We start from the raw sequence: 23,462 nt of genomic DNA on the forward strand, positions 1-23,462 counted from the left end.
TTCCCGTTCACACGGGTGCGCCAACGCTAAAAACAAGCCGGCTATAACATCAGACCATGGCGCTGTAGCCAGTTATCCACCAGCTGTTGATAACTGCCATCACGTTTGCTTTCAAGCAGTATCTGCTCAAAACGCCTGGCAATCCCCATTAACCCCGGATAGTTGGACATCTTGGCAAAAGGCATAGGATAACCTTTAGAAAACAAAACATTATCATAGTAGCTTATGCTGTCTTGCAGACCTAGGGTGTTGATCAGATACAGGCCTATGGATTTGTCATTGATCACCACATCCATACGCTCAAACTCGATCATTTTAAACAGCAATTCAGGTGTCCGGACACCATATAGCTGTTGATGGTAATCCCGGTTATCGGGTATATAACTGGCAGCCCCGTTTTGGTAGGGAAAGGCGGACCAGAAGCTTTTATGGTAGGAATAGCCGTTGACGATACCAATTTTTGCCCCAAGCTTTTGCATTTCGGCGTAACTGCCCAGCAGCGGCCGCTTTTTCGACTTTTTAACAAAAAACACATATTCGCTGACCCAGAGATCCTGCTGCGGATACCACAAATAGGGTTTTCTCGGGGCTTTGCGTGAAGCCGACATAATCGCCTCCGCCTGCCCTTTTTTAATGGTATTCCAGGCGCTGGACCAGGGCTGCTCGACAAATTTGACCGGTATTTTCATCTTGGCAAAAATATATTTGACGATATCGACATTAATGCCATCCACCTGCCCGGTTTGTTCGTTGAAAAACTGCCAGGGGGGAAACGGGTGAGACAATACCAGCAGTTCAGGATGCGCCGGGGTCTGCAGTGCCGGCTCCGAAGTGGCAGAATAAGCCCGGCAGGAAATGACAAACAATAAAATCAACAATATCAAAATAGCAAATATACGCTGATTATTGCGGCTCATGGCGCCTCGATAAAAAGTCATGTAAAACAGCTACAACATGGAAGTAACTTTACTACCATTTTAGCAGGTCAATACCTGGCTGTTTCACTCAAGGCCATAAAGGGCCCCCAGCAAATATCAGATAAATGATCACCTGTTTGCCTTTAACCGGGAAAAATACACCTCTTCGGCCACCACATCCGCCATTGACTCTACCCGGTCGAGCCAGGTTTTTCCCGTGAGGTGATCATATTCGTGTTGAAAAATACGTGCCAAAAAACCCTGCCAGCTAAGGCGGTGCTCTGTCCCCTGTTCATCCTGATAACTAAAAGTCACTTGCCTGTGCCTGGGCACCAGGCCCCTTAATTTCGGCACACTGAGACAACCTTCCCAGTCTTTTTCCATTTCGGGCGAACAGGAGATGATTTTCGGATTGATCATCACCACAGGCAACATGTCCGGCGCATCCGGATAGCGCTCATTCGCTTTTGAGGCGATGATCATAACCGCCCTTGGGTCAAACACCTGGGGAGCGGCAATGCCGATGCCACCGGCCGCCAGCATGGTCTGCTTTAATTTTGCAATAAAAGCGGCTAACTCCGCATCTGAAAAGTCCTCTACGGCTTGTGCGCTTTGGCGTAAAACCTCTTCACCCAGCAGGGCTATTTTCATGGCTTGTTTGTCGCTTGGCATAACATTTCCTTCTTTTGCTTTTGCTGCTTGCCACTATCCGGCAAGGTTCACCCTAATTCTTGTCTATAAAAAATGCCGGCAAACACAGCTTACCGGCATTTTCTCAGACATTTTAGCACGCTGCAATTAACCTGCTAACCTGCCACTTGCTTATCCTTATTCCTGGCTATGCTTGCTATCGGCATCACGGTACTTTTCAAACCAGGCAAGGATATGGCCGACTTTCTGGATAAAGTTACTGGGCCGGGCATAAATGCCATGGCTGGCTTTAGGAATACGCACCATAGCGGTATCGACTTTTTGTAACTTTAATGCCTGATAATATTGCTCGGTTTCACTCATGGGGGTGCGGTAGTCCTGCTCGCCCGTCATCAGCATGGTCGGAGTTTTAACATTGCCCACCAAAGATAACGGCGAATGCTTCCATAAATGCTCCACCTGCTCCCAGGGTTTGCCCGGCATCCAGTACTGGCTGAAATAGGGGTAATAATCTGCGGTCAGGCTAAAGCTGAGCCAGTTGATCACAGGTTTTACCACCACGGCGGCACGGAAACGGTCGGTTTTACCGACAATCCAGGACGTCAGTACGCCGCCGCCGGAGCCGCCGGTAACAAACAGCTCCTGTTCATCGATATAGCCCTGGTCAATCACACCGTCAACCACATCCATTAAATCGTTATAATCCTTGGAGGGGTAATCGTGATGGATCAAATTGGCAAAATCTTTGCCATAGGATGTACTGCCCCTGGGATTGGCCCATACCACGACATAACCTTTGGCAGCCATCAGTTGCAGCTCGGCGGCAAAGTTAGGACCATAGGCAGCATGGGGACCGCCGTGGATTTCCAATATCAGCGGATATTTTTTCTTGGCGTCAAAGCCCGGCGGCAAAGCGATCCAGGACTCGATATCGCGGCCGTCAACAGAAGATTTTACCGTCAAGGCTTGCACCTCGGCCAGAGATTTATGCCCCAGCAAGTCTTCATTTAAACGGGTCAATACCGTTTCATGGCCCTGGCGTTTTCTAAACACCAGATCCGACGGCCGGCTGCTATCCCCTTTGGTATACACTAAAGCGCCGTTTTTTCCGGCGCGGAAATTACCTGAGGTATAAGGGCGTCCAAGGAATAAACCGCCAAGTTCAATATCCAGCTCGCGCCGCTTACCGGACATATTGACATAACTGACCCGGCGCAGGCCATGGTCGTCATAGGAAAAATAAATGCCTTTGCCGTCCGTTGACCACTGAAGATCCTGGATATTACGGTCAAGTGTTTCCGTCAGGTTAACCGCGTTGCTGCCGTCTTTGTCCATCACGTACAGATCTAAATTCTGGCTGGACATTTTCGTGTCTTCAAAGCTCAAATAAGCGATTTTATCGCCTTTGGGATTAACCACAGGGCGGCTATCCGGACCCGAGCGGCTGGTGAGCGCCTTGATACTGCCGTCTTTTACCGACACCTGGTAAATATCCGACTCCAGCGGGCGGTATTCCCAGTCGTCGTGACGGTTGGCGGAGAAAATCAGCTGCTCGCTGTCTGCCGACCAGCTGATAGTGCCGTTATGGTGATAATCCCCCCCGGTAATTTCCCTGGGGGTACCGCCGTTTGCCGGCACTACATATAAATGGCTGTAGCCGGGTTTGCCATAACCTGCACCGTCATTGCGATAGATAGTACTGTCGATATATTTGGCTTTACCCGCCCATTTGGCTCCTTCAGGCTTTTCCGGCATGTCTTTGAATAAGGTCGTGCCCTTGCCTTTTTTAAACATGGAGAATGCCAGCCACTTACCATCCGGCGACCAGGAAATATCTCCCGGGGATTGCAATAAGTTGGTGATGCGCGCCGTTTGTCCGCTGTCGAGCCAACGCACATATAACTGGCTTTTACCTTCGACCGAAGAAATATAGGCCAGGCGCTTACCGTCGGGTGAAAACCTCGCCATACGGTAACTGGCTTTACCCGAGAGTAACGGCTTGTGGTTATTGCCGTTAATATCAACCTGCCACAGATTAGTGCGGGTACCGTCGGACATGATATCCATTGAGCGGCGCTCATAGATCAGGGTTTGGCCATCCGGGCTGAGCCTTGGCGAGGCGGCGTATTCAAGTTCAAAAATATCCTTATAATCGAGCATCTGCGCCTTGCCGGCTGCCGCCTGGTGCTCCGCCATGGCGCCAGTCGCCGTTAAGGTCATCACCGCCAGGGCCAGGCCTTTGAGCGAAGTGACCAGTGTTGTTTTATTATTGCTTGCCATTATTATTATTTTTCCTGCCAATGAAAGTGCATAAATTAAACACAAGTTAGCACAAGACAACAATGCCAAAATTGTAACGCATTGTTATGCCCTGTTTTTATACTATTTTTTATAGTAAAGGGCACAGGCAGCCCCGGCAGGATCCTTGATCACCACATAACGATCTGCTCCGCCCATCGACTTGATTTCGGTCAGCAACTCGCCCCCCTGTGCCACCACCTGCTTTGCCGCCTGCTCTATGTCTGCCACCAAAAAATAAGGTAACCAACTGGCCGGCAAATCCGCATTTACCCCGCGGGCATGGCAGATGCCGGTTACAGGCTCATTGGTTTCAGGATGGTTCATGGAATAATCGTTATACTCCCCCATGTCTACCGCTTCTGCCTGCCAGCCGATCACCTGCTGGTAAAAGTCTTTTACTTCAATGGCATTGCCCACGGTTAAGTCTATCCATGCCAGTTCACCGGTTTGTTTCTTGTTCATGTCTTGTTCCCGTTAATAATTGGTTCAACCTTAGGGTCTGTTTAACATATAACGGCGGTCAACTTTTAGCCACTGCCAATTTAGGATTTTTCGGATAAAATTTATCGGGTAAGACATTAATATGTTCAAAAAAGCGGGTATCTTTATAGGGCAATTTCATAAAGCCCGAGATCCCTATGCCGGTAATGGTAGGTAATAACTGCAGCAACTCCGCCAGGCACTGGGTGAATTCCTCAACCTTATCGTGATTAAGCAGCATCAGGTAACTGTGAATTTTAAGATGGGTAGGCAGCACCTCGAAAATGATACAGCCGGTGTGGTGAATAAGGTTCAGCCGCGCCAGCACCGCCATAATATCATCCGGCAGGTGCAGATATTCATCGGGATCTTTACCGTCTTCAAAATAGGAGTGCAAGCGGGTGACATCGTCCATTTCCGGTACCGGACTGACATCAAAGGGAATTCTTTGCTCAGGGGAGGCAATAAACATATCGGTTTCATGCTCGCGCTCAACATGCAAGGTATAACGGGCATTAAACAAACAGCTCTTGAACATACCGATATGGAAAATGCCCTGGGCCAGATGCACCATGTTATTGACCGCACTTTGAAAAGAGGCTTTAAGGGCCTGGTCGAACAGGGTCAGGTTGGAATCGATATAAACGCCGTCTTTTTCCCAGCGGATCGCAAGCCCCCCTACCACGGGGAAATTACCTAAGCGGCTTACCGCGGCAATAAAGGCTTTTTCGGTATCCCCCATGCCCATTAGAAAGTTTTTATAGTATTTTTCCAGCTGGACGTCATCAACATCACTTAAGCCTTCTTCTTCCGACGAGGCCCGTAAAAACGACTTACGCGAACCATAAACCACGGTATCTATGTCTTCGTCTGTGTGTTTCACCCAAACCGGCACCAGCGGCTCTTCGCTATATACCGTCGGCTCATCCGCCAATACCAGCTGTTTAAAATAATGCAGATGCGAGAAAAAATAATCCCCCGCCTGACGGCGCATTTTCGCGCAGTCGCTGAGCATGCCGTCAATCACCTTGGCCAATGCCTTGGGCAAACCGAGGGAGCTGGCGGGAATAACCTTGCTGCCATAACGGCACGACTGGCCGGAGGCCAGGGCATATAAGGTCGCCGCCAGACCCTGCTCGTCAAAACGCGGCGAAGACAACCCGCCTTCAAGCTGCTCCGGGCCGATAAAATAAACATCGCCGAGACGGGCATTGGAATTTTGCAAGTCGCTGCTCATCAAATCCATCACATTATTGGCGGTACTTTGCCCGAAGATATCCATCTGGGCAGTGACCGACGAGCCCCAGTCCACCAGGTAGACCTTGCCGTCGCTCTCGTCATAGACCACGTTTGAGGGTTTGATATCCCCGTGCACATAAGGTTTGCCGCCGTCATGGCTTTTACTGGTACGCAGATACAATAAAATCTCCGCCAGCTGAATGGCAATATTAACCACCAGCTCGGGACTGAGCGGTCCCAGCTTATGGGACAGGCGCTCCAGATCCAGTCCCGGCGCCCGGGACATCTGCAAAATCGATTGCCGCTTGATTTTATGAAAGTCGATCACCCGGGGGATTCTCGGATGGTTTAACTCCCCCTGGATATCGGCTTCATCCGCCAAACGGTCCTGGACATGCTGAGGCAGGGTGATGCGGGAAAACTTAAACACAAACGGCTTGCCTTCGCTGTTTTCACCGTTAAAGACAAAACCATAAGCCCCCTTGCCCAGCAAAGAAATATTCGCATACCCCAGTTGTTTAAGTTGTTGCTGACAAAGCTCCACCCATTGCTTTAACTTTTCCGCATCCTTGTGGCTTAACAGATAGATCGACTGCTCTTCGGCAATGTAAAAATGTTGGAGTTTTTTCGCTGTCATGCTTTTCCTGTACCCGGGGAACACCTGCTTAACCTGAACAGGTGCGCTAAAAAGATATTATATCCTGCAGATATCCAAGCAAATTACACATTTATCAGGGCAACAACAAGGGCTAAAACCGGATCCGCTAAAAAAATTTCCACATGTCATATTTTCTTCACACTGTTAGCTTATCCTGCCCCTGCTTTGAAATTTTACTTCATTGTTTCTATCCCTGGATTGCAGTGGCTTGAGGTAAAAATATTAAATAGGTCCTTTTTTAATATTTTTAGTGCACCCTTAAGTCACTGCCATTTGGACGCTATTTGTCGAAATGGACATATCGATACCCGCTCTGCCACTGGCAGAGCGTTTTTTTATTTGGCTGACAAACTTTTCTCTGCCAGCCACATTATCCCGGGAAGAATTAAAGAAAACCAAATCACTCACGTCGCCACTTTATAAAGATAATGTGCTGCCAGCCAGAGGATCGATGATAAAGCCCGGGTCTGCGTATTATTATTTGACAGCAATGATTCCGACAATATGCTGCTCGATGCGCGGCGATACCCGGAGTGATTATCAGGCTTTGCCCCCTCAGACGCGCTGGAGATTTTTCCCAAACCGTAACATTGAAAGCGGCATAGAACCGGTGCCGAAAATGCAGACGCTGGATGTGAAAACAAAAAAAGATCAATCGTTAACGGTTATATCCACTAAGCTGTTGGCCACTGCCAGCAACCTTTGATTATCAAAAGGTTTCGCTAATATCGCCCCGGCCCCCATAGCTTTAGCTTTTTGCAATTGTTCCTCGTTACAACCGGAAAGCACCAAAACAGGGATTTTGCTAAGTTCGGGATTATTCGTCAGCACCTCTAATACCGAAAAACCATCCATACCCGGCATCATTAAATCTAAGGTGATTAAATTCACTTTAGTATCGGCAAGCGCCAAACCGGCCTGAAACCCGTCCCTGGCATGAATAATATGCCAGCCATCACGGCGCATCACCCGGGTGATGGCATTGGCCATTTCTTCATCATCTTCAACCACCAGCACCCGTTTTTCCCGGGATAACAACTCTTGCGGCACCGGCATCTGGTTGCGAGTTAAAAAAGCCAGGAATTCTTCTTTTAATACCCGGTTATTACCCCTGCCCGGTAATTTATAACCCTTTAAATACCCTTGCTCAATCCAGCGAATCACAGTTCGTAAATGCACCCCGCAATATTTTGCAATCTGCCCGGTGGAAAAGGATTCGTTCATTTTTTTACCTGTTTTCTGTGATTACATGTCATTTAATCTATACTTTAAACATATGTCACATATGTCACATAAGCAATATTTTCACAATGTAAACATTTTCAATGCAAAACCGGCGGCGGATAATATAGTTAACCGCCTGATAATTAACATGATAATGAATAGGTGGTATTATGAGCAATGTTGTTTCCGCCCCTCAGCCTATGCTGTCCTTATTATTACTTGACGATGAGCAGGATATCCTCAATTCACTGCAACGCTTATTGCGTAAGGACTATCAGTTAATTTGCTTTACCCAGGCCCATGATGCCCTCGCCTACCTTGAAAGTAATAACGTCGACATCATACTGTCGGATATGAGAATGCAAAACATGAACGGCGCCGAATTTTTATGCTTGTCCCGTCAGGTACAACCCGATGCCATGCGCTTATTGATCACCGGTTATAGCGATATTGACTTAACCATTGCCGCCATTAACGACGGCGGGGTTTACAGCTATATCAATAAACCCTGGGAGAATGAAAAGCTGAAACTGACCTTGGCCAAGGCCGCCGAGCACTATTTATTAAAAAAAGAAAAACAGGCATTAAGCGAAAGCCTTGCCCGGGCCAACAACAGCTTACAAAGCTTAAACCAGTCGCTGGAAGTTAAAGTGACGCAACGGACCCAGGCACTGCAGCAGAGCAAACAAAAACTGCAGCAAAGCTTAGCCACGCAAAAAGATTTGCTGCATGATGTAATCGACATGATGGCAGCCACCATAGAATACCGCACCGGCTTTTCCGGCAGCCACAACAAACGCATTGCCCTGCAAAGCCGGGCTGTTGCCGCCCGAATGGGCATGGAAGAAGCACAGTGCCGCCGCATATATTTATGCGCCCTGCTGCATGAAATCGGCATTATAGGTTTAAGCGATGCGGCCCTGGCAAGCACGAATGTTACCGGGACACAGCTTGACGATGCCTTTATGGCACATCCTGTTATCGGCGCGGAGATAGTGGAAAAAATAAAGCGCCTGGCACCGTTAACCGAAAATATCCGCCATCAAAACGAGAACATCGACGGTAGCGGCCGCCCGGCTCACCTGTCCGGCAATGAAATTCCTGTCGGCGCACGCATTATCCGCATAGTCAAAGATTTTGATTTCCTGATCGCCGGTAAGCATAACAATAACAAACTGGCGGTGGCCAATGCCAAAAAACGTATGAATGAAAAAGCCGGCAGTGACTACGACAAAAGAATCCTGGAGCATTTTTTCACCCTGCTATCGCAAAGGCAGCAAGATGAAGAGTCGGAGATGCAATACAGCCTGGCCCTGGAAGAGTTAAAACCCGGCGATGTGTTATCAGAAGATCTGGTGCTGGAAAACGGCAACATTATGCTGACAACCGGGCAGGAAATTAACGAATCAATGATAGAAAAACTGCGCGAGTACGAACACAACTTTAATACCAAAATAACCCTTTTTACGGCATAGGAGAAAGACTGTGCAAGGTTCAATCTACACTGCCCTGGCCGATATGATAGTCGAGCAGATGGGAATAGAAAAATGGAATGACTTATTATCGCAGACCCGGCCCGCTTCGGGCGGGATTTATACCAGCGGCGAGCAATATGAAGACAGCGAGCTCGTGAATATCCTGGTATTGCTGGCTGAAGAAAAAAACATCCCGCTTGAAAAAGTGGTGGAAAATTTTGGCCGGTATTTATTTAAAAAGCTCTACGATACCAGCCCGGTTGATGTCTCCAAACTGGACAATTTAAAAGACTTCCTGCTGGCAATAGACCAGGTTATCCATGCCGAGGTAAAGCGACTTCATCCCAATGCCTACTTACCAAAATTTGAATACGAGCAAAACACGCCGAACACCCTGACCATGTATTACAGCTCCAAGCGCAAGCTCTGCCACGCCAGCGTCGGCTTGATATTAGGCGCGGCGAAACAATTTAATGAAGCCATTGAAATCACCCACCCCGAATGTATGCACCGGGGAGCATCGCGCTGTAAATTAATTATTCACTTTAAGGATTAAACAGTGAGCCAGACCAGCCCCTATAAAGAAGCGTATGAACGCGAGCGCCAGGCCAGATTGCTTGCCGAAAAACTGCTGGATGAAAAAACACGCCGTTTATATGAAAACTGCGCCACCCTGGAGCAAACCCTAAAGACCCTGGAAGATACCCAGGGGCAGCTTATCCAGGCAGAAAAACTGGTTTCGCTTGGCCAGCTCGCCGCCGGGGTCGCCCATGAAATCAATAATCCGGTGGGCTTTTCCCTGAGTAACCTGAGCACCTTAACAGACTATGTTCAATCCCTGCTCAGCCTGGATGCCCTGGTGCTGGACAACCTGCCCGCTTTGGCTGATCACCCGTTAAGCAAGCACTATCAGCAACTCAGGCAAGAGCAGGATATTGACTTTATCCGCGGCGATATCAGCCCGTTACTGGCAGAGACCACCGATGGGTTGCGCCGGGTAAGTGACATTGTTGCCAATCTCAGGCGGGTCAGTCATAGCGGCGAATTGGAAAAAGAACAGCAGGACATACACCAGCTTATTGAAGAGTCGATAAAAGTTGTCTGGAACGAATTAAAATACTGCCTGGAAGTGAAACGGGATTTTGCCCGGCTCCCTAAAGTGACCTGTCACGGCAGTGAAATTCACCAGGTATTGATCAATATGTTTTTAAATGCCGCCCACGCCTGCGAAGGCGGCGGTAGGCTGTTGATCAAAACCTCTTTAACGCAAATTAAGCACCGGGCCTATATCGCTATCGATATTTGCGATAACGGCAAGGGCATGTCAAAAGCCACCAGTAAAAAAATCTTCGACCCCTTTTTTACCACGAAAGCGGTCGGTAAAGGCACCGGACTCGGGCTGTCCATTGCTTTTGCCATTATTGAAAAACATCAGGGAAAAATCACCGTCAACAGCGATGAAGGCAAAGGGACCACCTTTACCATTTACTTACCGGTAGAGCCGCCAAACGCAAATACCCCGGGGACAGCCTCAACCCCTACAGCAACCAAGGGCTGAAGCTTGAGCGGTTACTCACCGATATCTTCATTCCATAACTGCGGGTTTTCTTTGATAAAATTCGCCATCATCTTGATAGTGTAATCATCTTGGACAATATCGAGTTTTACCCCGCGAGATTTCAGCAATTCCTCTTCCCCGGTGAAATTGACATTTTCAGCAATCACCACATGGGGAATACCGTAAAGTAAAATGGTGCCCGAGCACATGGCACAGGGTGAAAGCGTGGTATAGAGAGTAGAGTTTTGATAGACGGAGGCGCTTAATCGCCCGGCATTTTCCAGCGCATCCATTTCCCCGTGTAAAATCGTACTGCCTTTTTGTATTCTGCGGTTATGGCCGCGGCCGATGATTTTGCCATCATGCACCAATACCGAGCCGATAGGAATACCGCCTTCCTGCCAGCCATGCTCCGCTTCTTCAATTGCTGCTTTTAAAAATTCATCCATTGTTATTTCCCCTTAAAAGGTACATCTTTTATTCTTGTCGTAAAAGAAAGGCACTGACCCTGTAAAGTCAATGCCTTAATTATATCGCGCTTAAGAAAAATAGCTTAGCTCACGCCAAAGCTTGCTAGCGCGTTATTTGCTGCCGTTTTCATCCTGAAGCTCAATATTAAGCTCCAATACATTTAAATCACCGTCTTTTTTATCGACATTCACCGATAAGCTGTTTTCCGATACCGGGATATATTTGCGCAATACCGCCAGCAGGTCTTCCGTTAACTGGGGCAAATAGTCTGGCTGCTTGTTTCTTTGGTTGCGCTCGTGGGCCACAATGATCTGCAGCCTTTCTTTGGCTTTAGAGGCTGTGGAGACCTGTTTTTCCTTAGAGCGTAAAAAGTAATCCAGTAATGCCATATTAACCCCCGAATAAACGGCTGAAGATGCCTTTTTTCTGTTCGCTTAAAAACCTGAAGTCTACCGTTTCCCCCAGAATACGGTCCACCGCGTCCTGGTACGCCTGACCGGCATCACTTTCGGTATCGAAGATCACCGGCTCACCGGCATTGGACGCCTTAAGCACCGCCTGAGACTCGGGAATAACCCCCAACAGCGGAATAGCGAGAATCTCTTCAACATCTTCCACGCTCAGCATTTCCCCTTCACTGACACGTTTGGGAGAATAACGGGTTAATAACAAATGTTCTTTAATCGGCTCAAGCCCCTGCTCGGCACGGCGGGAGCGGCTGGATAACATGCCTAAAATGCGGTCTGAGTCACGCACGGAAGAAACTTCCGGGTTGGTGGTCACTATGGCTTCGTCGGCATAATAAAGCGCCATCATAGCACCGGCTTCGATACCCGCCGGGGAGTCACAGATAATATAATCAAAGCTTTCACCCAGCTCTTCCAGCACCTTACCGACGCTTTCTTTATTCAGAGCGTCTTTATCCCGGGTTTGCGAAGCGGGCAGGATAGATAAAGTATCAACGCGCTTATCCTTGATCAATGCCTGGTTCAGCGTTGCTTCACCATTGATGACATTGACAAAGTCATAAACCACGCGACGTTCACAGCCCATAATTAAGTCCAGATTACGCAGGCCGATGTCAAAGTCAATCACTACCACCTTATGACCCTTTAACGCCAACCCTACGCTGATGGCGGCACTGGAAGTTGTTTTACCAACCCCACCCTTTCCTGAAGTTACTACAATTACTCGTGCCATAAAACGCACTTCCTCTATCAAAAATTAAACGAGTTTTGACGACGCCAGTTCGGTGTCGGTCAAATATATATAGGCGGGATAACCCCAGTCCTGCTCCATTGATTCGCTCAGCCAATAGTTGCCGTTAATAGACACCAGCTCGGCTTCCAGGTTCTGGCAATAAATTTGCGCCTGGTGATGCCCTTTGGCACCGGCGATAGCCCGGCCGCGCAGGGCGCCATAAATATGAATATTACCGTCGGCGATCACTTCCGCCCCGGCAGACACCGAGCCGATGATCACCAGGTTCTGATCTTTTGCGTATAACTGCTGCCCCGAGCGTACCTGCCCGCGATGCACCTTGTCGCTGAACACACTGGTGTGGGGAACCTGTCCGGAACTCTCATCTGCTTTATCACTAAGCGCTGCATTACCGGCATCTGCCTTTTTTTCAACCTTGGCCGGGGCCGCTTTTCTCGGCGCCGTTTTTGCGGCATTGATAAAAGACAAACCAAGCTCGCGAATATGTTGTTTTTGCCCGGCAGCAACCACCCCGGTAAAACCGACAAAATTAAAGTTTAATAATTCCACCAGGTTTTTAATGGCCTGATAATCTATGTCGTTATCACTGTTAACCTGGTCGATATTAACCGCCAAAGGCACCAGATGAAAAAAGTCCGGCGCCTGGGCTATTTTGGCTTCGAGATCCCTGCAGATATCGCTAAGTTCAATGGTTTTCAGATGTAAAACAGAAAGGGTAAAACTTGTACCTTTAAATTCAACAGTGGCATCAGCCATAGAGGACAACTTCCTACATAAGTAAATTGGGATGTCTATATACATCTAAAAAAAATTTATCTTATAGCTTGTGCGGTGCAGAGGCAATGGCCCTGGGTGATATTTCATCGTAAATGACGATAAATTCAGCAAAGATTGCGATAAATCCTATTCTTGGGCTTTTGCCTGCCCGGGATTGCTTAGCGAAAATGAGTTCTTGGTTTACGCCTGATGCATATAAGTTGAAAGACACCCCCGTATAAATCCAGCTCTTTGGCTTCCTGCCTCCGCTGGATACATACTTCCTGTATTAACCCAGCTCTCTGGCTTGCTGCCTCCGCCGGATACATACCTCCTGTATTAAAAAGGGCTGATATGCTCAGCCCTTTTACACAGGTTAAAGTTTGCCCGGGGGAAAATAATGGCAGCATTACTTTACCCGGCCAGCCACAACACTAAAAATTATGAAACTCAGCGCCGGCTTCCCCCCGGCGAAACACATTAATTTTACCGCACTGGGCAAAGTGATTTCCGCTGGCATAGGGGGTGCCAGCCTGACTGACATCCGCTTCCCAGCCGGGGCCATTGCTGATATAAGTTTTCAGCTCAAACCAGCCGTTGACGGTTTTACTGCAATCCATTTGCACATCCAGCATCCAGTAATGGTCGCCGTAGTTGTTTAGCACCTCTTCACCGAAACCGTTTACCGCCACCGTCATTTTCGTGCCCCAGCTGTCCGGCCAGACATTGGTGGTCCAGTCGGCGGCGGTGCCTTCGGCGCCTGCGCCCTGCCCGTTTTCGATGCCGTACCAGTCAAGATAGTTGTCGTTGTTTTTCCAGGCCAGCGTAGTGGCATTGCGTAAATTATTATGGCTGATCGGCAGTGCACATAACTTGTTTGCTTCGGTACAGTTTAACCCCAGATTGGCCGCAGCATAACCATGGTCGATACCGCCACGGATAAACATATCCTGTCCCGACGCTGTTTCACCGTAAACAAACACCACGGTGCGCTCTTTTTCACTATTGTCCTCACCTAAGATCCACACCGCATAATCTGTGCCGCTGGCAGCCAATTGCCACTGACTGCCCGCAGGGCTCCAGTTATTGCCGCCTATCTTAACCGCCACCTTATCGTCTATGATCGCAGCGTATAAACCCGTTTCAGCCGCCTGAACCGACACGGTCGAAGTTGAAGTCAGTCCCTGCTGCTGCCTGATATCCGCCAGCACTTTAATGTCGTCATACAAATTCCAGTCAAAGGCATGGGCCCAGTAAATCGTCGGGATGCCCGGATGGGTAAGGATATAAGCATAACCCTGCATCACCTTGTCGCAGGGCACCGGCCAGTGCTCTTGCCCGCTGCCGCAACTTTCACTCGGGCCTGTGTCATGGTTATCAACAAAGGTCACCATTTTCTGTCCCCACCAGCCGATACCGCCGGCCGGAACGCCGTTGTTGGCCAAACGCCAGTATTCGTTACTGTCCAGGGCTTTGTTGAGCAAACCTTTAGTGGTGAAATCAAACACGCCGCATTCGCCGCTGGTGCCGTTAATATAATCCATCAACAGCTGGCGGTGGGCATCGACATTGTCATAATGCAGATCTGTCCACACTTCCCCGACGCAAAAATTAGAACCAAAGCCACGGGAATACATACCGGCATAATAGGGATCGTAACCTTTGGAATAATCGTAACGTATGCCCTCAAACCCCACGCCTTTTAAGCGGGTATTAAGCCAGGTCACAATATCCGCCTGCACGGTATTATTGACATGGTTGACATCCCGGGCGGCGGCATAACCGCCGCCGGTATCGCAATCGCCGGTGGCGCCGGGCCATTCATCATCACAGGTCACCGCCCAGCTGCCCCAGGTCGGGTTGGTAAAATCTGCCCAGTCTAACGTACCGACCCTGTGATTGATCACCACATCGGCTACCGCGCTGACACCTTTATTTTTTAAGGCGGAAATCGCCTGCGTTAACGCCTGCTCGCTGCCGTATTTTGAATCAAGCACATTAAGCTGGCGCGGCAAATAACCTTCATCCGAGGCCGCATCGGATGCCGGGGGAAACCAGACATGGCTTACCCCTAAACCGGCAACACTGTCCGCCTGGTTTTTTATGGTGTCATACCAGTTACTTTTATGGGAGTGCCAGTGAAAGCCCTGTAATAAAATTGCACTGCTTGCTTTGTCCTGCTCGGTTGCCGCCTGCGTCGCTGCACTGCTGGCGGCAGTCCCTACCGCTATGGCTAAAATCATTTTTCTTATCATGTTTTTATCGCCGTCCGTTGTCGTTAAATATAGTTGATTTTTATATTGATTCTTTGCCGCCAGAAGGCAGCTTAAATTAATATAGAGACAGGATAAAAAGATGAACACAAGCTGCATACGTATTCAGTTAAATTGTTTATTCATTCACCACAGGCGGGTTGTCCAAGCTGCTACTCAGACAATAAAATCAGTCATAACTGGCTGAAGAGGCTGGAAAAAGCCGGTTAACACCCGTGTCAATCGGCCTGGCTGCCATCGGGTAAGGTCGCACCGGCAAGGGATTTTGCCCGTGACAATTGTTCGGCCGTTACTTTGGCAGCGCGCAGATTGGCCTTACTCAAATCAGCCCCTTCAAGATTGGCGCCGCGTAAATCGGCATTGACCAATTTGGCCCCTTTTAAGCTGGCATGACTAAGATCAGCATCACGCAAGTCCGCGCCAACCAGATTGGTCTTATTCAGGAGTGAACCATGCAGATCCGCAGCAATCAGGTGCACCCGGGTTAAATAACCTTCGGATAAAAAGACCCGGCTAAGCACAGCACCGCTAAGATCCGCCCGGCTAAGCACAGTTTCATCAACCGACGCTTCCCCGAAGATGCCGCCCCCCAAAGTGATCACAGGAGCGGCGGCAGAGATCAGCCCGGCCTCATACAAAAAGCGCAGCAAATAGCCCTTGCGCCTGCCGTCAAGCTGACTGAGTACGGTTAAGGTACGGGCGCGGGCAAGACTGCGCACTTCATCCCGCCGGCCAGAAGTTTTTAAGCCGTGTGCCAACAACAGGTTCGACATTTTATCCAGGTACATTTGCAGGGCATTTTCCCGGGCCTGCTCCCTGGCGACATCAAGCTCAATTTCCGCCCGTTTGGCCGCCGCCTGGCGGCTACGCTCACTTTCGGCTAAATCAAACCAGAGCAAACCAAAGGTAAGTACGCCAGGGATAATCAGCAGCTCCAGCCAGTCCCACAGGGTTTTATCCCTCAAACCGGCAGAGGAGGTTTCTTTCACCCTAGTCATGGCAAGTCTCTCCTTTATTGGTCGTTAACTTGCGGGTAAGTAACAGCCGCTCATGTTACTGTCACTTACCTGATGCCGCTTAGCTGGTGCCAAGTGTTCAGACACTTACCCCACAGGATCAGGATAAGTCTTTGTTCGCAGCTTCAAATAACTTCACCAGGTATTCATTGTCGCTTTGAGGTAATACCGCATACATTTGCTTGTTAAAGACTAAGCATAATCCATTGATGTACATAAGCAGTAAATTCTTGCGAACATCCGTCATATCCTCCTCTGAACAGCAAGTGCGTATTTCCTCAGACAGTTTTCGCGCCTGCTCTCCCGAACTCACCACCAGAGAATAAGCCTTACATAACAACGAGCTGATGCCTAAAGTGGCAAAACCAATGGCTTTTTTAATGGCATCTTCTTCCACATGATGTTGCAGCTTGGCGGTATATTGCAGCATTTTGCTTATCAAGGCATCTTCCCCGGTTAGCTTCAATGAATTGAGCCAGTCCATCAGGTCGAGCAAGTTGATATTCTTACTGTTTAAACCGTCAAACACTTTTACCTGGGAAAAAGGCGTAATGTTGCTCGCCTTGATATGTCCGCCGCTCAGGGCTTTTAGCGGCACGACTTTATCCACCACGGTATTGATTTTATCAACATGCTCTATCATATAAGCGAAGATAGTGTCATCGAGGCCTTTGCTGGCCGAACTGTCCCCTTTAAACATGATATAACTCCACACCGCCTGCATGCTGGTGTTGTTTTGCGGCGGGCGAAGCGCCAGTATTTTAGCGGCGTTTATCTGTTCAACCAGTTCGAGTTGACGCTGGCATAATTCATCATTAAGGGAATCGATAAGGTTATAAATTTCATCTAAGTCAGCGTTCACTTTAAGCCACTCATTAAAGAGATCCTGAATATCATCTGAGCTCATTTCAACACTAAAAAGTGATGAAAAGCTCCTGGTAGGCTCCTTCACCAAAAACAAGCGTTCATAATTTCTTGAGTTTTGCCACTCTTCAACCTTTTCCTTCAACGCCAGATAGGTTTTATTGCTTTCCCCCAACTCCTGCCATTTACTCAACTCCAGCTTATAAAGCTCTTTCAGCCTTACGGCAACCGCTATCTCAGCTCCCTTTATCACCAGGTTGGCACTGCTATCCAGGTCAAGGGTCAACTTTCTGAAGGCTTCGGATTTAACGGTATCGGCATCATAGCCCCCCGGGGTGGCAATCAGCACATTTTCGAGAAATGTTTCCAGGTCGCCGATATATTTATCCCTCATTTTGTTAAAGAAATTTTTAAAGTCATCTTCATTTTGGATTTTGATATGAGACATGATTTTTCCTTTCGTCATGTTTAAGTTTCAGACACAGTGCCAACCAAAACTACGCTTGGGGATTAACATCCCTTCACACCACAAATGAAATGGATGGCATAACATTTACCCGGCAAGATTACTGTGAGAGAGAAGGGAAAACTCAGGTCAAACGCGGATTTTTCCTGACAATCTGGCTTATAGCATCAGCCAGGTAAAGCCGCGCCTGTAAACACATACGGTTAAGCAGATAACAAAATTTTCTTTATCAATTGAGCTTTGCAGCCAGTTGGCCGACTTCAGGGGATGGGCTGTTTTTATGCGTGACCTGCCGGGCAGTTACGCATAAAAACAGTTTTGGTTGGATAGCGGTCAATAATCACCGTAAAGTACGGCTTAACTTTTGAGCGGACAGCTGCTTAAACCGAAAATTTTATAAAGCGGGCAAAAACCCACGACACCGGTAACCAGCGGGATCAAACCGACATAACCCCAAAGGGTCTGCGGCCCGATAAAAACCATCGCCAATAAAAGCAGTCCAAGAATAATGCGCAGTGTACGGTCAATGAAACCTTCATTTTTGTTCATAATACTTAACCTGTTGTTTTGTTTAACTTCAGGGCTATTGTAAAAGCCTGAAAAATAAAACTCAGTGACATCGTCACATTAACAGCGAAAAAATGAATAATTGTCGCTTTTGCGCCGGGATAGCCTTAGCTGTTAGGGTTTGGCTCGCGGGGTTACCCTGGTGCTCACCACGCTTAAGCCATAACTAAAGAGGCTGGATTACCAAGCGCCAACAGCTGAAACAGCGTTGGCGCTAAAGTAAAAACAGCCTATTACAATACTTAGTGCTCCTGCCCTTTCGGATAACTAAAAGTCAACCCGGGTAATTTATCCAGATGTTTGTCAATGAAGTTCTGCTTGTCGGCTTCACTCAGGCTTTCATTGTTATTAATCAGGTCAATCACCTGCTCGGAAATATCAACTGGTTTAGCCGTATTGTCGAGACTACCCTTCACTTTCGCCTGCAATACCCCATTTACTGATGTCACATCTAAGACGTAATCTTGTGTTTCACCAAACGGGTAATAGCCACATGCCTGAACATCATCGACCGTTTCAACAACGCCGCTGTAATATAACGCATTAACCATACGCAGCCGCGTGGTGCCGATAGAGGCGAAGTCAGGCACGGGAATCGTCAAATTGTATAATTGATCACTGGCAACACTTGCCGCCGCCAGGACATACTCGGCCGGATCATCAAAATCTGTATCCTGATTCCAGTCAACATACACTTTAAACATGCGGCTGTAAGCCGTGGTACCGCAGGTGCCAAACTGTACCTGGATGGTATCGACATCAAGCCCCGGCGAGGTGATGGTAAAGAAATTGGTATTATCGGTATAGTTTGGACAGTTAGACGTGCCTACGTCATTGTAAATATTACTGTTATCTAACTTCACGTAAGCAATTTTACCGTAACCATTATTGCTGGCACCCGAGTCACAATATTCAGGCACAGCTGTCACAACAAATTGACTGGGAGAGCGTCCCGGATCGGTAGAACAAAGCTTATGGTAACCGTTAGCCTCTTTCACCTGGATATAGCCGGTACTGGCACCCGCTGGCACAAGGGCAATAATTTCATCCGGGCTCAGCACCGCCCGTGCAGCGGCAATACCGTCAATATAAACCGCTGTGGTACTGTTATCAAACAAGCTGCCGTTAATATGGACAATAGAGCCGGGGTGGCCGGAGGCAGGTGAAAAGCTGGTAATTTTCGGAGATCCCGCGATGACATCGTCAATATAACCATTAATATTGAAGCCGATATCATTAACATCATCGCCAACTTTAGCCAATATATAACCTCCGCTGTCGATAAAACAATCCAGCCCCTGGCTGGTTGTCGGTAAAGTCAATGTGGTTTGCACAACAGAGGAGCAATATGAACCGGGTTGAAAAACCGTAGCGCTATTACCGCCTAAATATTGACTGCTTCCCGTGACGGAAGGGGTCAGCGAATAATAGAAGCTGATCGGTATGGTTGATGTTGCATTGCGCAGCGCCCCCACTGAAGCACTAACAAGAAAAGACTCCCCCGGAGCAAGACTTGTTCCCATACCAAAAGAACAAACCCCCTCGTCCCAATAACTTGCCTGAGCAACAGCACTGCCGGTAGCCAGCACACCACCAAAGAGTATTTTTAACGCGAGCGAAAGTGTCGACTTTTTCATCGTTCATTTCCTTATGATAATTGTCAATGTTTGACAGATTAATGACTACAACCTTGTATGCCCGGGTAATCATAAAACAAAACCACAAGAATTGTACATATTTTGTACAGCAAAATATTAATGAACGGTATCGCACTCTCCCTCTTACTACATTTGCTTGTTATAAAAAACCTAAAGGTTCACAGGTAAGACCGTCGATAATAGCTCGCTTCAAAGCCGCCCTTTCAATAAAACTGTCGCCGGCAAGTTTCCTCGCGACCAGCTGACGGCTTAATACCGCGACCAGTTCATCATCTACCTGGGCCAGCTGCTCGCCATCAATGAGGCACATCTGCACAGATACCAGCCGGGCGGTGTCTAAGTGTTTTGAATACAGATGCCAATACCGCGCAACCGCAGCACTGACCACCAAAATTGCCGCCCACTTGTGCCAACGCTTCATTGCAGTTCCACCTTCAGTGCCTTTAATACCTGCTGCTTCTCGTCATTCGGCAAGGTATCTAACAGCTCAAGCAGACAATTCATGATCCTCAGCTCCTGTCTTTCATACTCAGCTTTTTTTGCCGGGCATCTCACCTTGGTTAATTGCAATACCGCACTGTCATGGGCGCCGTTTAATCCCATAATGGCGGTTACTGTTGGGCTGTACATCATGTATTTTTACTCTCAGGTTGATAATTCAAAAATTCAAAAAAAGCCGGATCGCCAATCCTGGTTCGCCTGGCTAATCGCTTTTTGACCGTTCTTTCCCATAACCACCGGGAAGACCACACATATTCCCTCTCCCCGTCAAGATCCAGCTCCCGGCAGCAGTATTTCAGCTCATGCAATATGCTTGCTACTTCCTGCTCGGGATCGCTGAAGCAATAACGTAATTCAGACCAGCGAAATACCGGGTAATCGGCGATAAAGTAGATCAGGGCTTCTCTCAATTCAGCGTTATAGCGGTCTATGCCAAATTCATAGAGCACAAGCGCCCGGGCTTCTAGCATGTGGTAAACGCTGATGCCGGATGCCCTGGATATGCCAAAGTTATTAAGCACCTTCTCAATAAAGTGGGCTGACAGCTCATCACCTTCGCTAAGGTTGTGCTTGACAATTCTGACCAGTGCAGCGGTTAATTTCTTTTCAATAAAAGCACTCCCTTGCATTACTTGCCTGCCGATGTTTCGGGTAGCGGTCCACCCGCTAGCGCCGGTTATGAGATGGCGCCAGTCTAGGCAGCTAAGTTCATAATTTCTTTATCATTAACATTAATGATAAAGCAATTGTGAACTTGATTATTTAAGATAAATTCACCGTCAGATAACAGGGAAGGCAGAGATAATTGAATAGTGATTTAGTCTTAAAAGTAGTCGGCATTGTTCGCCAGAAATTGAAAGAACAGGAGCTGCAACCTAAAGAAAACCAGCTCACTATTGAGCAGATTTTAAACCAGGCAGGCATTAGCGGCCTTGGCCCTCAACCAATGGCCGAATTCAGGGCCGAGATTTACCACAGCTTAGGATTAGGCTTATGCCAAGACGGAGAGCTCAGACAAGCCCTGCAAATGTTCACCTTTGACTATGACGTATTTCGCGTCAGCGAGCTCAGGTACTATTTTCCGGGTGATTTAGAGGCGGAAATATTCAGCAACCTGAATGAGCTGGGTTATGTACTTAAAACCCTGGTAGGAGAACAAGAACCGGTGTGGCGTCCCAAGTTTATGCAAAGGCAAACGGTGCAGAAAAAGCTGGCCGGGCGTAAGCGCATCGGCAGCGCAGAATATATCGCTTATCTGTCTTATAAACCAACGCCCCCCGTAAATAAGACAGTTAAGCATTAACGGCGGCTGTCCACCGCCAGCAGCAGGGAAGCATGCAGGGTTTAGGGTTTTGCACCTCCTTTTACTTAAACCCTGTAGGGCCAGTCATCAGGGACGATGGCTGAGGCTCTTTCGCCTAACTTCTTATTCTTCTTTTCAATTCATCATGAACACTTAATGACTTCCTACTCTGGCATGGTTTCATTTAGTCCATACGCTTAACCCTTAGGCTATCTTTTAGCATTTAAAAAGTGCTGTGGTGCCACATCTTTCATCTTGCGTATAGATGCGCAAGCTTTTAAATGTGCAAATTTGCTCGAACCTGATCTGCTGGAAAAGCTGAAATAACGTCAACTAGTTTTACACATTATTGCTGCCAGGATTTCGTCAGTTCCCTAAGTTTTTGATTAGAAACTGCTCCCTTACAGTGGCACGTCACTTGCCAAGGCTCCGCTGTTAATTTTAAAAGGAGAGTAGCATGTTACGCTTTTTTTTCATTTGCATTCTTTTTGTTCCTTCACTTGCTGGGGCTGAATTAATTACTAACGGAGACTTTTCTGCCGGTAATTCGGGATTTACGAGTTCATACACTTTTCTAGCATCGGGAGATATAACTGGAGCTGCAGAATATGCCATAGTTACAGACCCATCGTCTGCGCACCCGTTAGCATCATCTTACGGAGATAACACAGATGGCTTTGGCAATATGATGATGGTTAATGGTTCAACCACAACAGAGCTTGTTTGGGCCCAAACGGTCGGTGTAGACACAAACACGGCTTACGAGTTCTCCGCTTATGTATCCAGTTGGTTTCTAGACGTACCTCCAGCCCCGGCCAGCCTTGACTTCATTGTTAACGGTTCATCTGTCGGAACATTGGCTGCACCGGAGAGCCTTGGTCTCTGGCTTGAATTTTCGGTGTTAATCAATAGTGGAACTTCAACATCTTTTGATTTAGAGATCTATAACTTAAGCACCCTGTCTAGCGGCAATGATTTTGCACTTGATGATATTTCTTTAACTACATCTGTATCTGAACCATCTACCCTGTTGATGTTTCTGATGACTGTTTTTGCATTGAGGAGGAGGTAGGCGTTTAAGCTTAAGTTTAAAGCGGTCGCAGTTACTTTCTTAGATGGGATACTCCGACCGCCGGCATAACATAATCGACTGTTGGGGGGTTAACCTTTGAGCTCAAAAGTGCGTTCGAGACACCCAAAAACTAACGAGCATACAACCTCAGTTTTTTGCTATTGCCCGTTTTGGAATGTCTATTTCTGCGTTTGTGCTGACAAGCGCCCTGCTAGTGGCTCACTTCAGTAACGAAAAAATACCAAGTGCAAACACTTATTATGCGCTGCCCTGCTCAGATGATTAAACGAGCGGCAGGAACCCGCCATACACCATACGTTCAGCGTCAAAGATTGGCCTTGATGTATTCGTCAACGGACTGATCAAATCCGTCATCCTTGGATCGGCTGCCACTTTTTCATTTACCAGATCACGCGCCTCGCGAGATTCGAATGCCACCCAGCCAAAGATAACCACTTCATCCTCTTTTGCATTCGCAGCATCAGAGAAATACCGGGTGCCCGCTAGGTTTGCATCGTCACCAACGTATTCTGAGTAATCGAGTGCGCCATGTTCCTTCCAAATCTTTGCAACCTTTTCAGCAACTTCTCTATACGTCTGTAGCTGGTCGCGTGGCACCGGGAGAACGAAGCCGTCAATATAAGGTGTCACGTTATCCTCCAATCTTGTTAGTGAATTTCATGTTCAACTCTATGTATAACGCCGCTAATAGGCCCGGACATCCAGGTTGAACCTAGCCCAATGTTGAGCTACTGCCAGTTAAAGGCTGTCCGGCACAGCCAGTACTGGCT

General features: G+C 47.9%; 24 protein-coding genes. 5 read left to right on the plus strand and 19 right to left on the minus strand.

Going from position 1 to position 23,462, the window contains the following annotated elements; genetic code table 11:
* Positions 1–41: 41 nt before the first annotated feature.
* The 6 genes from QL234_RS16265 to QL234_RS16290 form a co-directional block, all read right to left on the minus strand.
* On the minus strand, positions 42–938 hold the full coding sequence (locus tag QL234_RS16265) for a transporter substrate-binding domain-containing protein (protein WP_281558871.1): 897 nt from the start codon (positions 936–938) through the stop codon (positions 42–44).
* Between the two features lie 108 nt (positions 939–1,046).
* Positions 1,047–1,589 carry a peptide deformylase gene (def, locus tag QL234_RS16270; RefSeq protein ID WP_281558872.1) on the minus strand — a complete coding sequence of 181 codons (543 nt, stop codon included), beginning with the start codon at positions 1,587–1,589 and terminating at the stop codon, positions 1,047–1,049.
* 156 nt (positions 1,590–1,745) lie between these two features.
* On the minus strand, positions 1,746–3,848 hold the full coding sequence (locus tag QL234_RS16275) for a S9 family peptidase (RefSeq protein ID WP_281558873.1): 2,103 nt from the start codon (positions 3,846–3,848) through the stop codon (positions 1,746–1,748).
* 102 nt (positions 3,849–3,950) lie between these two features.
* Positions 3,951–4,331 (minus strand): VOC family protein, encoded by a 381-nt coding sequence (locus tag QL234_RS16280; protein ID WP_281558874.1) that lies wholly within the window; start codon positions 4,329–4,331, stop codon positions 3,951–3,953.
* Between the two features lie 58 nt (positions 4,332–4,389).
* On the minus strand, positions 4,390–6,225 hold the full coding sequence (locus QL234_RS16285) for a protein kinase (RefSeq protein ID WP_281558875.1): 1,836 nt from the start codon (positions 6,223–6,225) through the stop codon (positions 4,390–4,392).
* A 672-nt stretch (positions 6,226–6,897) separates the two neighbouring features.
* Positions 6,898–7,470: a response regulator gene (locus QL234_RS16290; RefSeq protein WP_281558876.1), complete on the minus strand. Its 573-nt coding sequence runs from the start codon at positions 7,468–7,470 to the stop codon at positions 6,898–6,900.
* Between the two features lie 170 nt (positions 7,471–7,640).
* On the opposite strand from QL234_RS16290, the gene QL234_RS16295 reads away from it, so the two are divergent.
* From QL234_RS16295 to QL234_RS16305, 3 genes are read left to right on the plus strand one after another with little or no spacing between them, the layout of a single operon-like run.
* On the plus strand, positions 7,641–8,945 hold the full coding sequence (locus QL234_RS16295) for an HD domain-containing phosphohydrolase (RefSeq protein ID WP_281558877.1): 1,305 nt from the start codon (positions 7,641–7,643) through the stop codon (positions 8,943–8,945).
* Between the two features lie 10 nt (positions 8,946–8,955).
* Complete coding sequence (locus tag QL234_RS16300; protein ID WP_281558878.1) at positions 8,956–9,501, plus strand: heme NO-binding domain-containing protein; 546 nt, start codon at positions 8,956–8,958, stop codon at positions 9,499–9,501.
* A 3-nt stretch (positions 9,502–9,504) separates the two neighbouring features.
* A complete protein-coding gene (locus tag QL234_RS16305; protein WP_281558879.1) occupies positions 9,505–10,503 on the plus strand; it encodes an ATP-binding protein in 999 nt (332 codons plus the stop codon).
* Between the two features lie 11 nt (positions 10,504–10,514).
* Here QL234_RS16305 and QL234_RS16310 read toward each other — a convergent pair whose 3' ends face one another.
* The 12 genes from QL234_RS16310 to QL234_RS16365 form a co-directional block, all read right to left on the minus strand.
* Entirely contained in the window at positions 10,515–10,952 is a 438-nt protein-coding gene (locus QL234_RS16310) for a nucleoside deaminase (RefSeq protein ID WP_281558880.1), read from the minus strand.
* A gap of 132 nt (positions 10,953–11,084) precedes the next feature.
* Positions 11,085–11,363: a cell division topological specificity factor MinE gene (minE, locus tag QL234_RS16315; RefSeq protein WP_281558881.1), complete on the minus strand. Its 279-nt coding sequence runs from the start codon at positions 11,361–11,363 to the stop codon at positions 11,085–11,087.
* A 1-nt stretch (position 11,364) separates the two neighbouring features.
* A complete protein-coding gene (gene minD, locus QL234_RS16320) occupies positions 11,365–12,174 on the minus strand; it encodes a septum site-determining protein MinD (protein ID WP_281558882.1) in 810 nt (269 codons plus the stop codon).
* 24 nt (positions 12,175–12,198) lie between these two features.
* The gene (gene minC / locus QL234_RS16325) at positions 12,199–12,951 is read right to left on the minus strand and encodes a septum site-determining protein MinC (RefSeq protein WP_281558883.1); all 753 of its coding nucleotides are present in this window, start codon (positions 12,949–12,951) and stop codon (positions 12,199–12,201) included.
* Positions 12,952–13,385: 434 nt separating this feature from the next.
* Positions 13,386–15,206 (minus strand): alpha-amylase C-terminal beta-sheet domain-containing protein, encoded by a 1,821-nt coding sequence (locus QL234_RS16330; protein WP_281558884.1) that lies wholly within the window; start codon positions 15,204–15,206, stop codon positions 13,386–13,388.
* A 236-nt stretch (positions 15,207–15,442) separates the two neighbouring features.
* Positions 15,443–16,222: a pentapeptide repeat-containing protein gene (locus QL234_RS16335; RefSeq protein ID WP_281558885.1), complete on the minus strand. Its 780-nt coding sequence runs from the start codon at positions 16,220–16,222 to the stop codon at positions 15,443–15,445.
* A gap of 118 nt (positions 16,223–16,340) precedes the next feature.
* Positions 16,341–17,552 carry a hypothetical protein gene (locus QL234_RS16340; protein ID WP_281558886.1) on the minus strand — a complete coding sequence of 404 codons (1,212 nt, stop codon included), beginning with the start codon at positions 17,550–17,552 and terminating at the stop codon, positions 16,341–16,343.
* 375 nt (positions 17,553–17,927) lie between these two features.
* On the minus strand, positions 17,928–18,119 hold the full coding sequence (locus QL234_RS16345) for a DUF2892 domain-containing protein (protein ID WP_044836230.1): 192 nt from the start codon (positions 18,117–18,119) through the stop codon (positions 17,928–17,930).
* A gap of 260 nt (positions 18,120–18,379) precedes the next feature.
* On the minus strand, positions 18,380–19,774 hold the full coding sequence (locus tag QL234_RS16350) for a GEVED domain-containing protein (protein WP_281558887.1): 1,395 nt from the start codon (positions 19,772–19,774) through the stop codon (positions 18,380–18,382).
* A gap of 160 nt (positions 19,775–19,934) precedes the next feature.
* Positions 19,935–20,216: a hypothetical protein gene (locus QL234_RS16355; RefSeq protein WP_281558888.1), complete on the minus strand. Its 282-nt coding sequence runs from the start codon at positions 20,214–20,216 to the stop codon at positions 19,935–19,937.
* The gene (locus QL234_RS16360) at positions 20,213–20,428 is read right to left on the minus strand and encodes a hypothetical protein (protein WP_281558889.1); all 216 of its coding nucleotides are present in this window, start codon (positions 20,426–20,428) and stop codon (positions 20,213–20,215) included. The genes QL234_RS16355 and QL234_RS16360 overlap by 4 nt, the downstream gene beginning before the upstream one ends.
* Entirely contained in the window at positions 20,425–20,925 is a 501-nt protein-coding gene (locus tag QL234_RS16365) for a hypothetical protein (RefSeq protein WP_281558890.1), read from the minus strand. Before QL234_RS16365 ends, QL234_RS16360 begins: the two co-directional genes overlap by 4 nt.
* Before the next feature lie 176 nt (positions 20,926–21,101).
* Here QL234_RS16365 and QL234_RS16370 point away from each other — a divergent pair, with 176 nt between their 5' ends.
* Positions 21,102–21,599 carry a hypothetical protein gene (locus QL234_RS16370; RefSeq protein WP_281558891.1) on the plus strand — a complete coding sequence of 166 codons (498 nt, stop codon included), beginning with the start codon at positions 21,102–21,104 and terminating at the stop codon, positions 21,597–21,599.
* Between the two features lie 457 nt (positions 21,600–22,056).
* Positions 22,057–22,671 carry a hypothetical protein gene (locus QL234_RS16375; RefSeq protein ID WP_281558892.1) on the plus strand — a complete coding sequence of 205 codons (615 nt, stop codon included), beginning with the start codon at positions 22,057–22,059 and terminating at the stop codon, positions 22,669–22,671.
* A 282-nt stretch (positions 22,672–22,953) separates the two neighbouring features.
* On the opposite strand, the gene QL234_RS16380 is transcribed toward QL234_RS16375, so the two are convergent.
* The gene (locus tag QL234_RS16380; protein WP_281558893.1) at positions 22,954–23,322 is read right to left on the minus strand and encodes a DUF1428 domain-containing protein; all 369 of its coding nucleotides are present in this window, start codon (positions 23,320–23,322) and stop codon (positions 22,954–22,956) included.
* Positions 23,323–23,462: the final 140 nt, after the last annotated feature.

This window comes from Thalassomonas sp. RHCl1 (genome assembly GCF_947387555.1).
In the GTDB taxonomy this organism is placed as follows: domain Bacteria; phylum Pseudomonadota; class Gammaproteobacteria; order Enterobacterales; family Alteromonadaceae; genus Thalassomonas.

Excerpts from the sequence above, each read along its gene's own strand:
- QL234_RS16365 (WP_281558890.1), bottom strand. The coding sequence starts at position 20,925 with ATGCAAGGGAGTGCTTTTATTGAAAAGAAATTAACCGCTGCACTGGTC.
- QL234_RS16355 (WP_281558888.1), bottom strand. The coding sequence starts at position 20,216 with ATGAAGCGTTGGCACAAGTGGGCGGCAATTTTGGTGGTCAGTGCTGCG.
- QL234_RS16340 (WP_281558886.1), bottom strand. The coding sequence starts at position 17,552 with ATGTCTCATATCAAAATCCAAAATGAAGATGACTTTAAAAATTTCTTT.
- QL234_RS16360 (WP_281558889.1), bottom strand. The coding sequence starts at position 20,428 with ATGATGTACAGCCCAACAGTAACCGCCATTATGGGATTAAACGGCGCC.
- QL234_RS16345 (WP_044836230.1), bottom strand. The coding sequence starts at position 18,119 with ATGAACAAAAATGAAGGTTTCATTGACCGTACACTGCGCATTATTCTT.
- QL234_RS16295 (WP_281558877.1), top strand. The coding sequence starts at position 7,641 with ATGAGCAATGTTGTTTCCGCCCCTCAGCCTATGCTGTCCTTATTATTA.
- QL234_RS16335 (WP_281558885.1), bottom strand. The coding sequence starts at position 16,222 with ATGACTAGGGTGAAAGAAACCTCCTCTGCCGGTTTGAGGGATAAAACC.
- QL234_RS16265 (WP_281558871.1), bottom strand. The coding sequence starts at position 938 with ATGACTTTTTATCGAGGCGCCATGAGCCGCAATAATCAGCGTATATTT.
- QL234_RS16275 (WP_281558873.1), bottom strand. The coding sequence starts at position 3,848 with ATGGCAAGCAATAATAAAACAACACTGGTCACTTCGCTCAAAGGCCTG.
- QL234_RS16350 (WP_281558887.1), bottom strand. The coding sequence starts at position 19,774 with ATGAAAAAGTCGACACTTTCGCTCGCGTTAAAAATACTCTTTGGTGGT.
- QL234_RS16310 (WP_281558880.1), bottom strand. The coding sequence starts at position 10,952 with ATGGATGAATTTTTAAAAGCAGCAATTGAAGAAGCGGAGCATGGCTGG.
- minC (WP_281558883.1), bottom strand. The coding sequence starts at position 12,951 with ATGGCTGATGCCACTGTTGAATTTAAAGGTACAAGTTTTACCCTTTCT.
- minE (WP_281558881.1), bottom strand. The coding sequence starts at position 11,363 with ATGGCATTACTGGATTACTTTTTACGCTCTAAGGAAAAACAGGTCTCC.
- def (WP_281558872.1), bottom strand. The coding sequence starts at position 1,589 with ATGCCAAGCGACAAACAAGCCATGAAAATAGCCCTGCTGGGTGAAGAG.
- minD (WP_281558882.1), bottom strand. The coding sequence starts at position 12,174 with ATGGCACGAGTAATTGTAGTAACTTCAGGAAAGGGTGGGGTTGGTAAA.
- QL234_RS16375 (WP_281558892.1), top strand. The coding sequence starts at position 22,057 with ATGTTACGCTTTTTTTTCATTTGCATTCTTTTTGTTCCTTCACTTGCT.
- QL234_RS16285 (WP_281558875.1), bottom strand. The coding sequence starts at position 6,225 with ATGACAGCGAAAAAACTCCAACATTTTTACATTGCCGAAGAGCAGTCG.
- QL234_RS16330 (WP_281558884.1), bottom strand. The coding sequence starts at position 15,206 with ATGATAAGAAAAATGATTTTAGCCATAGCGGTAGGGACTGCCGCCAGC.
- QL234_RS16280 (WP_281558874.1), bottom strand. The coding sequence starts at position 4,331 with ATGAACAAGAAACAAACCGGTGAACTGGCATGGATAGACTTAACCGTG.
- QL234_RS16290 (WP_281558876.1), bottom strand. The coding sequence starts at position 7,470 with ATGAACGAATCCTTTTCCACCGGGCAGATTGCAAAATATTGCGGGGTG.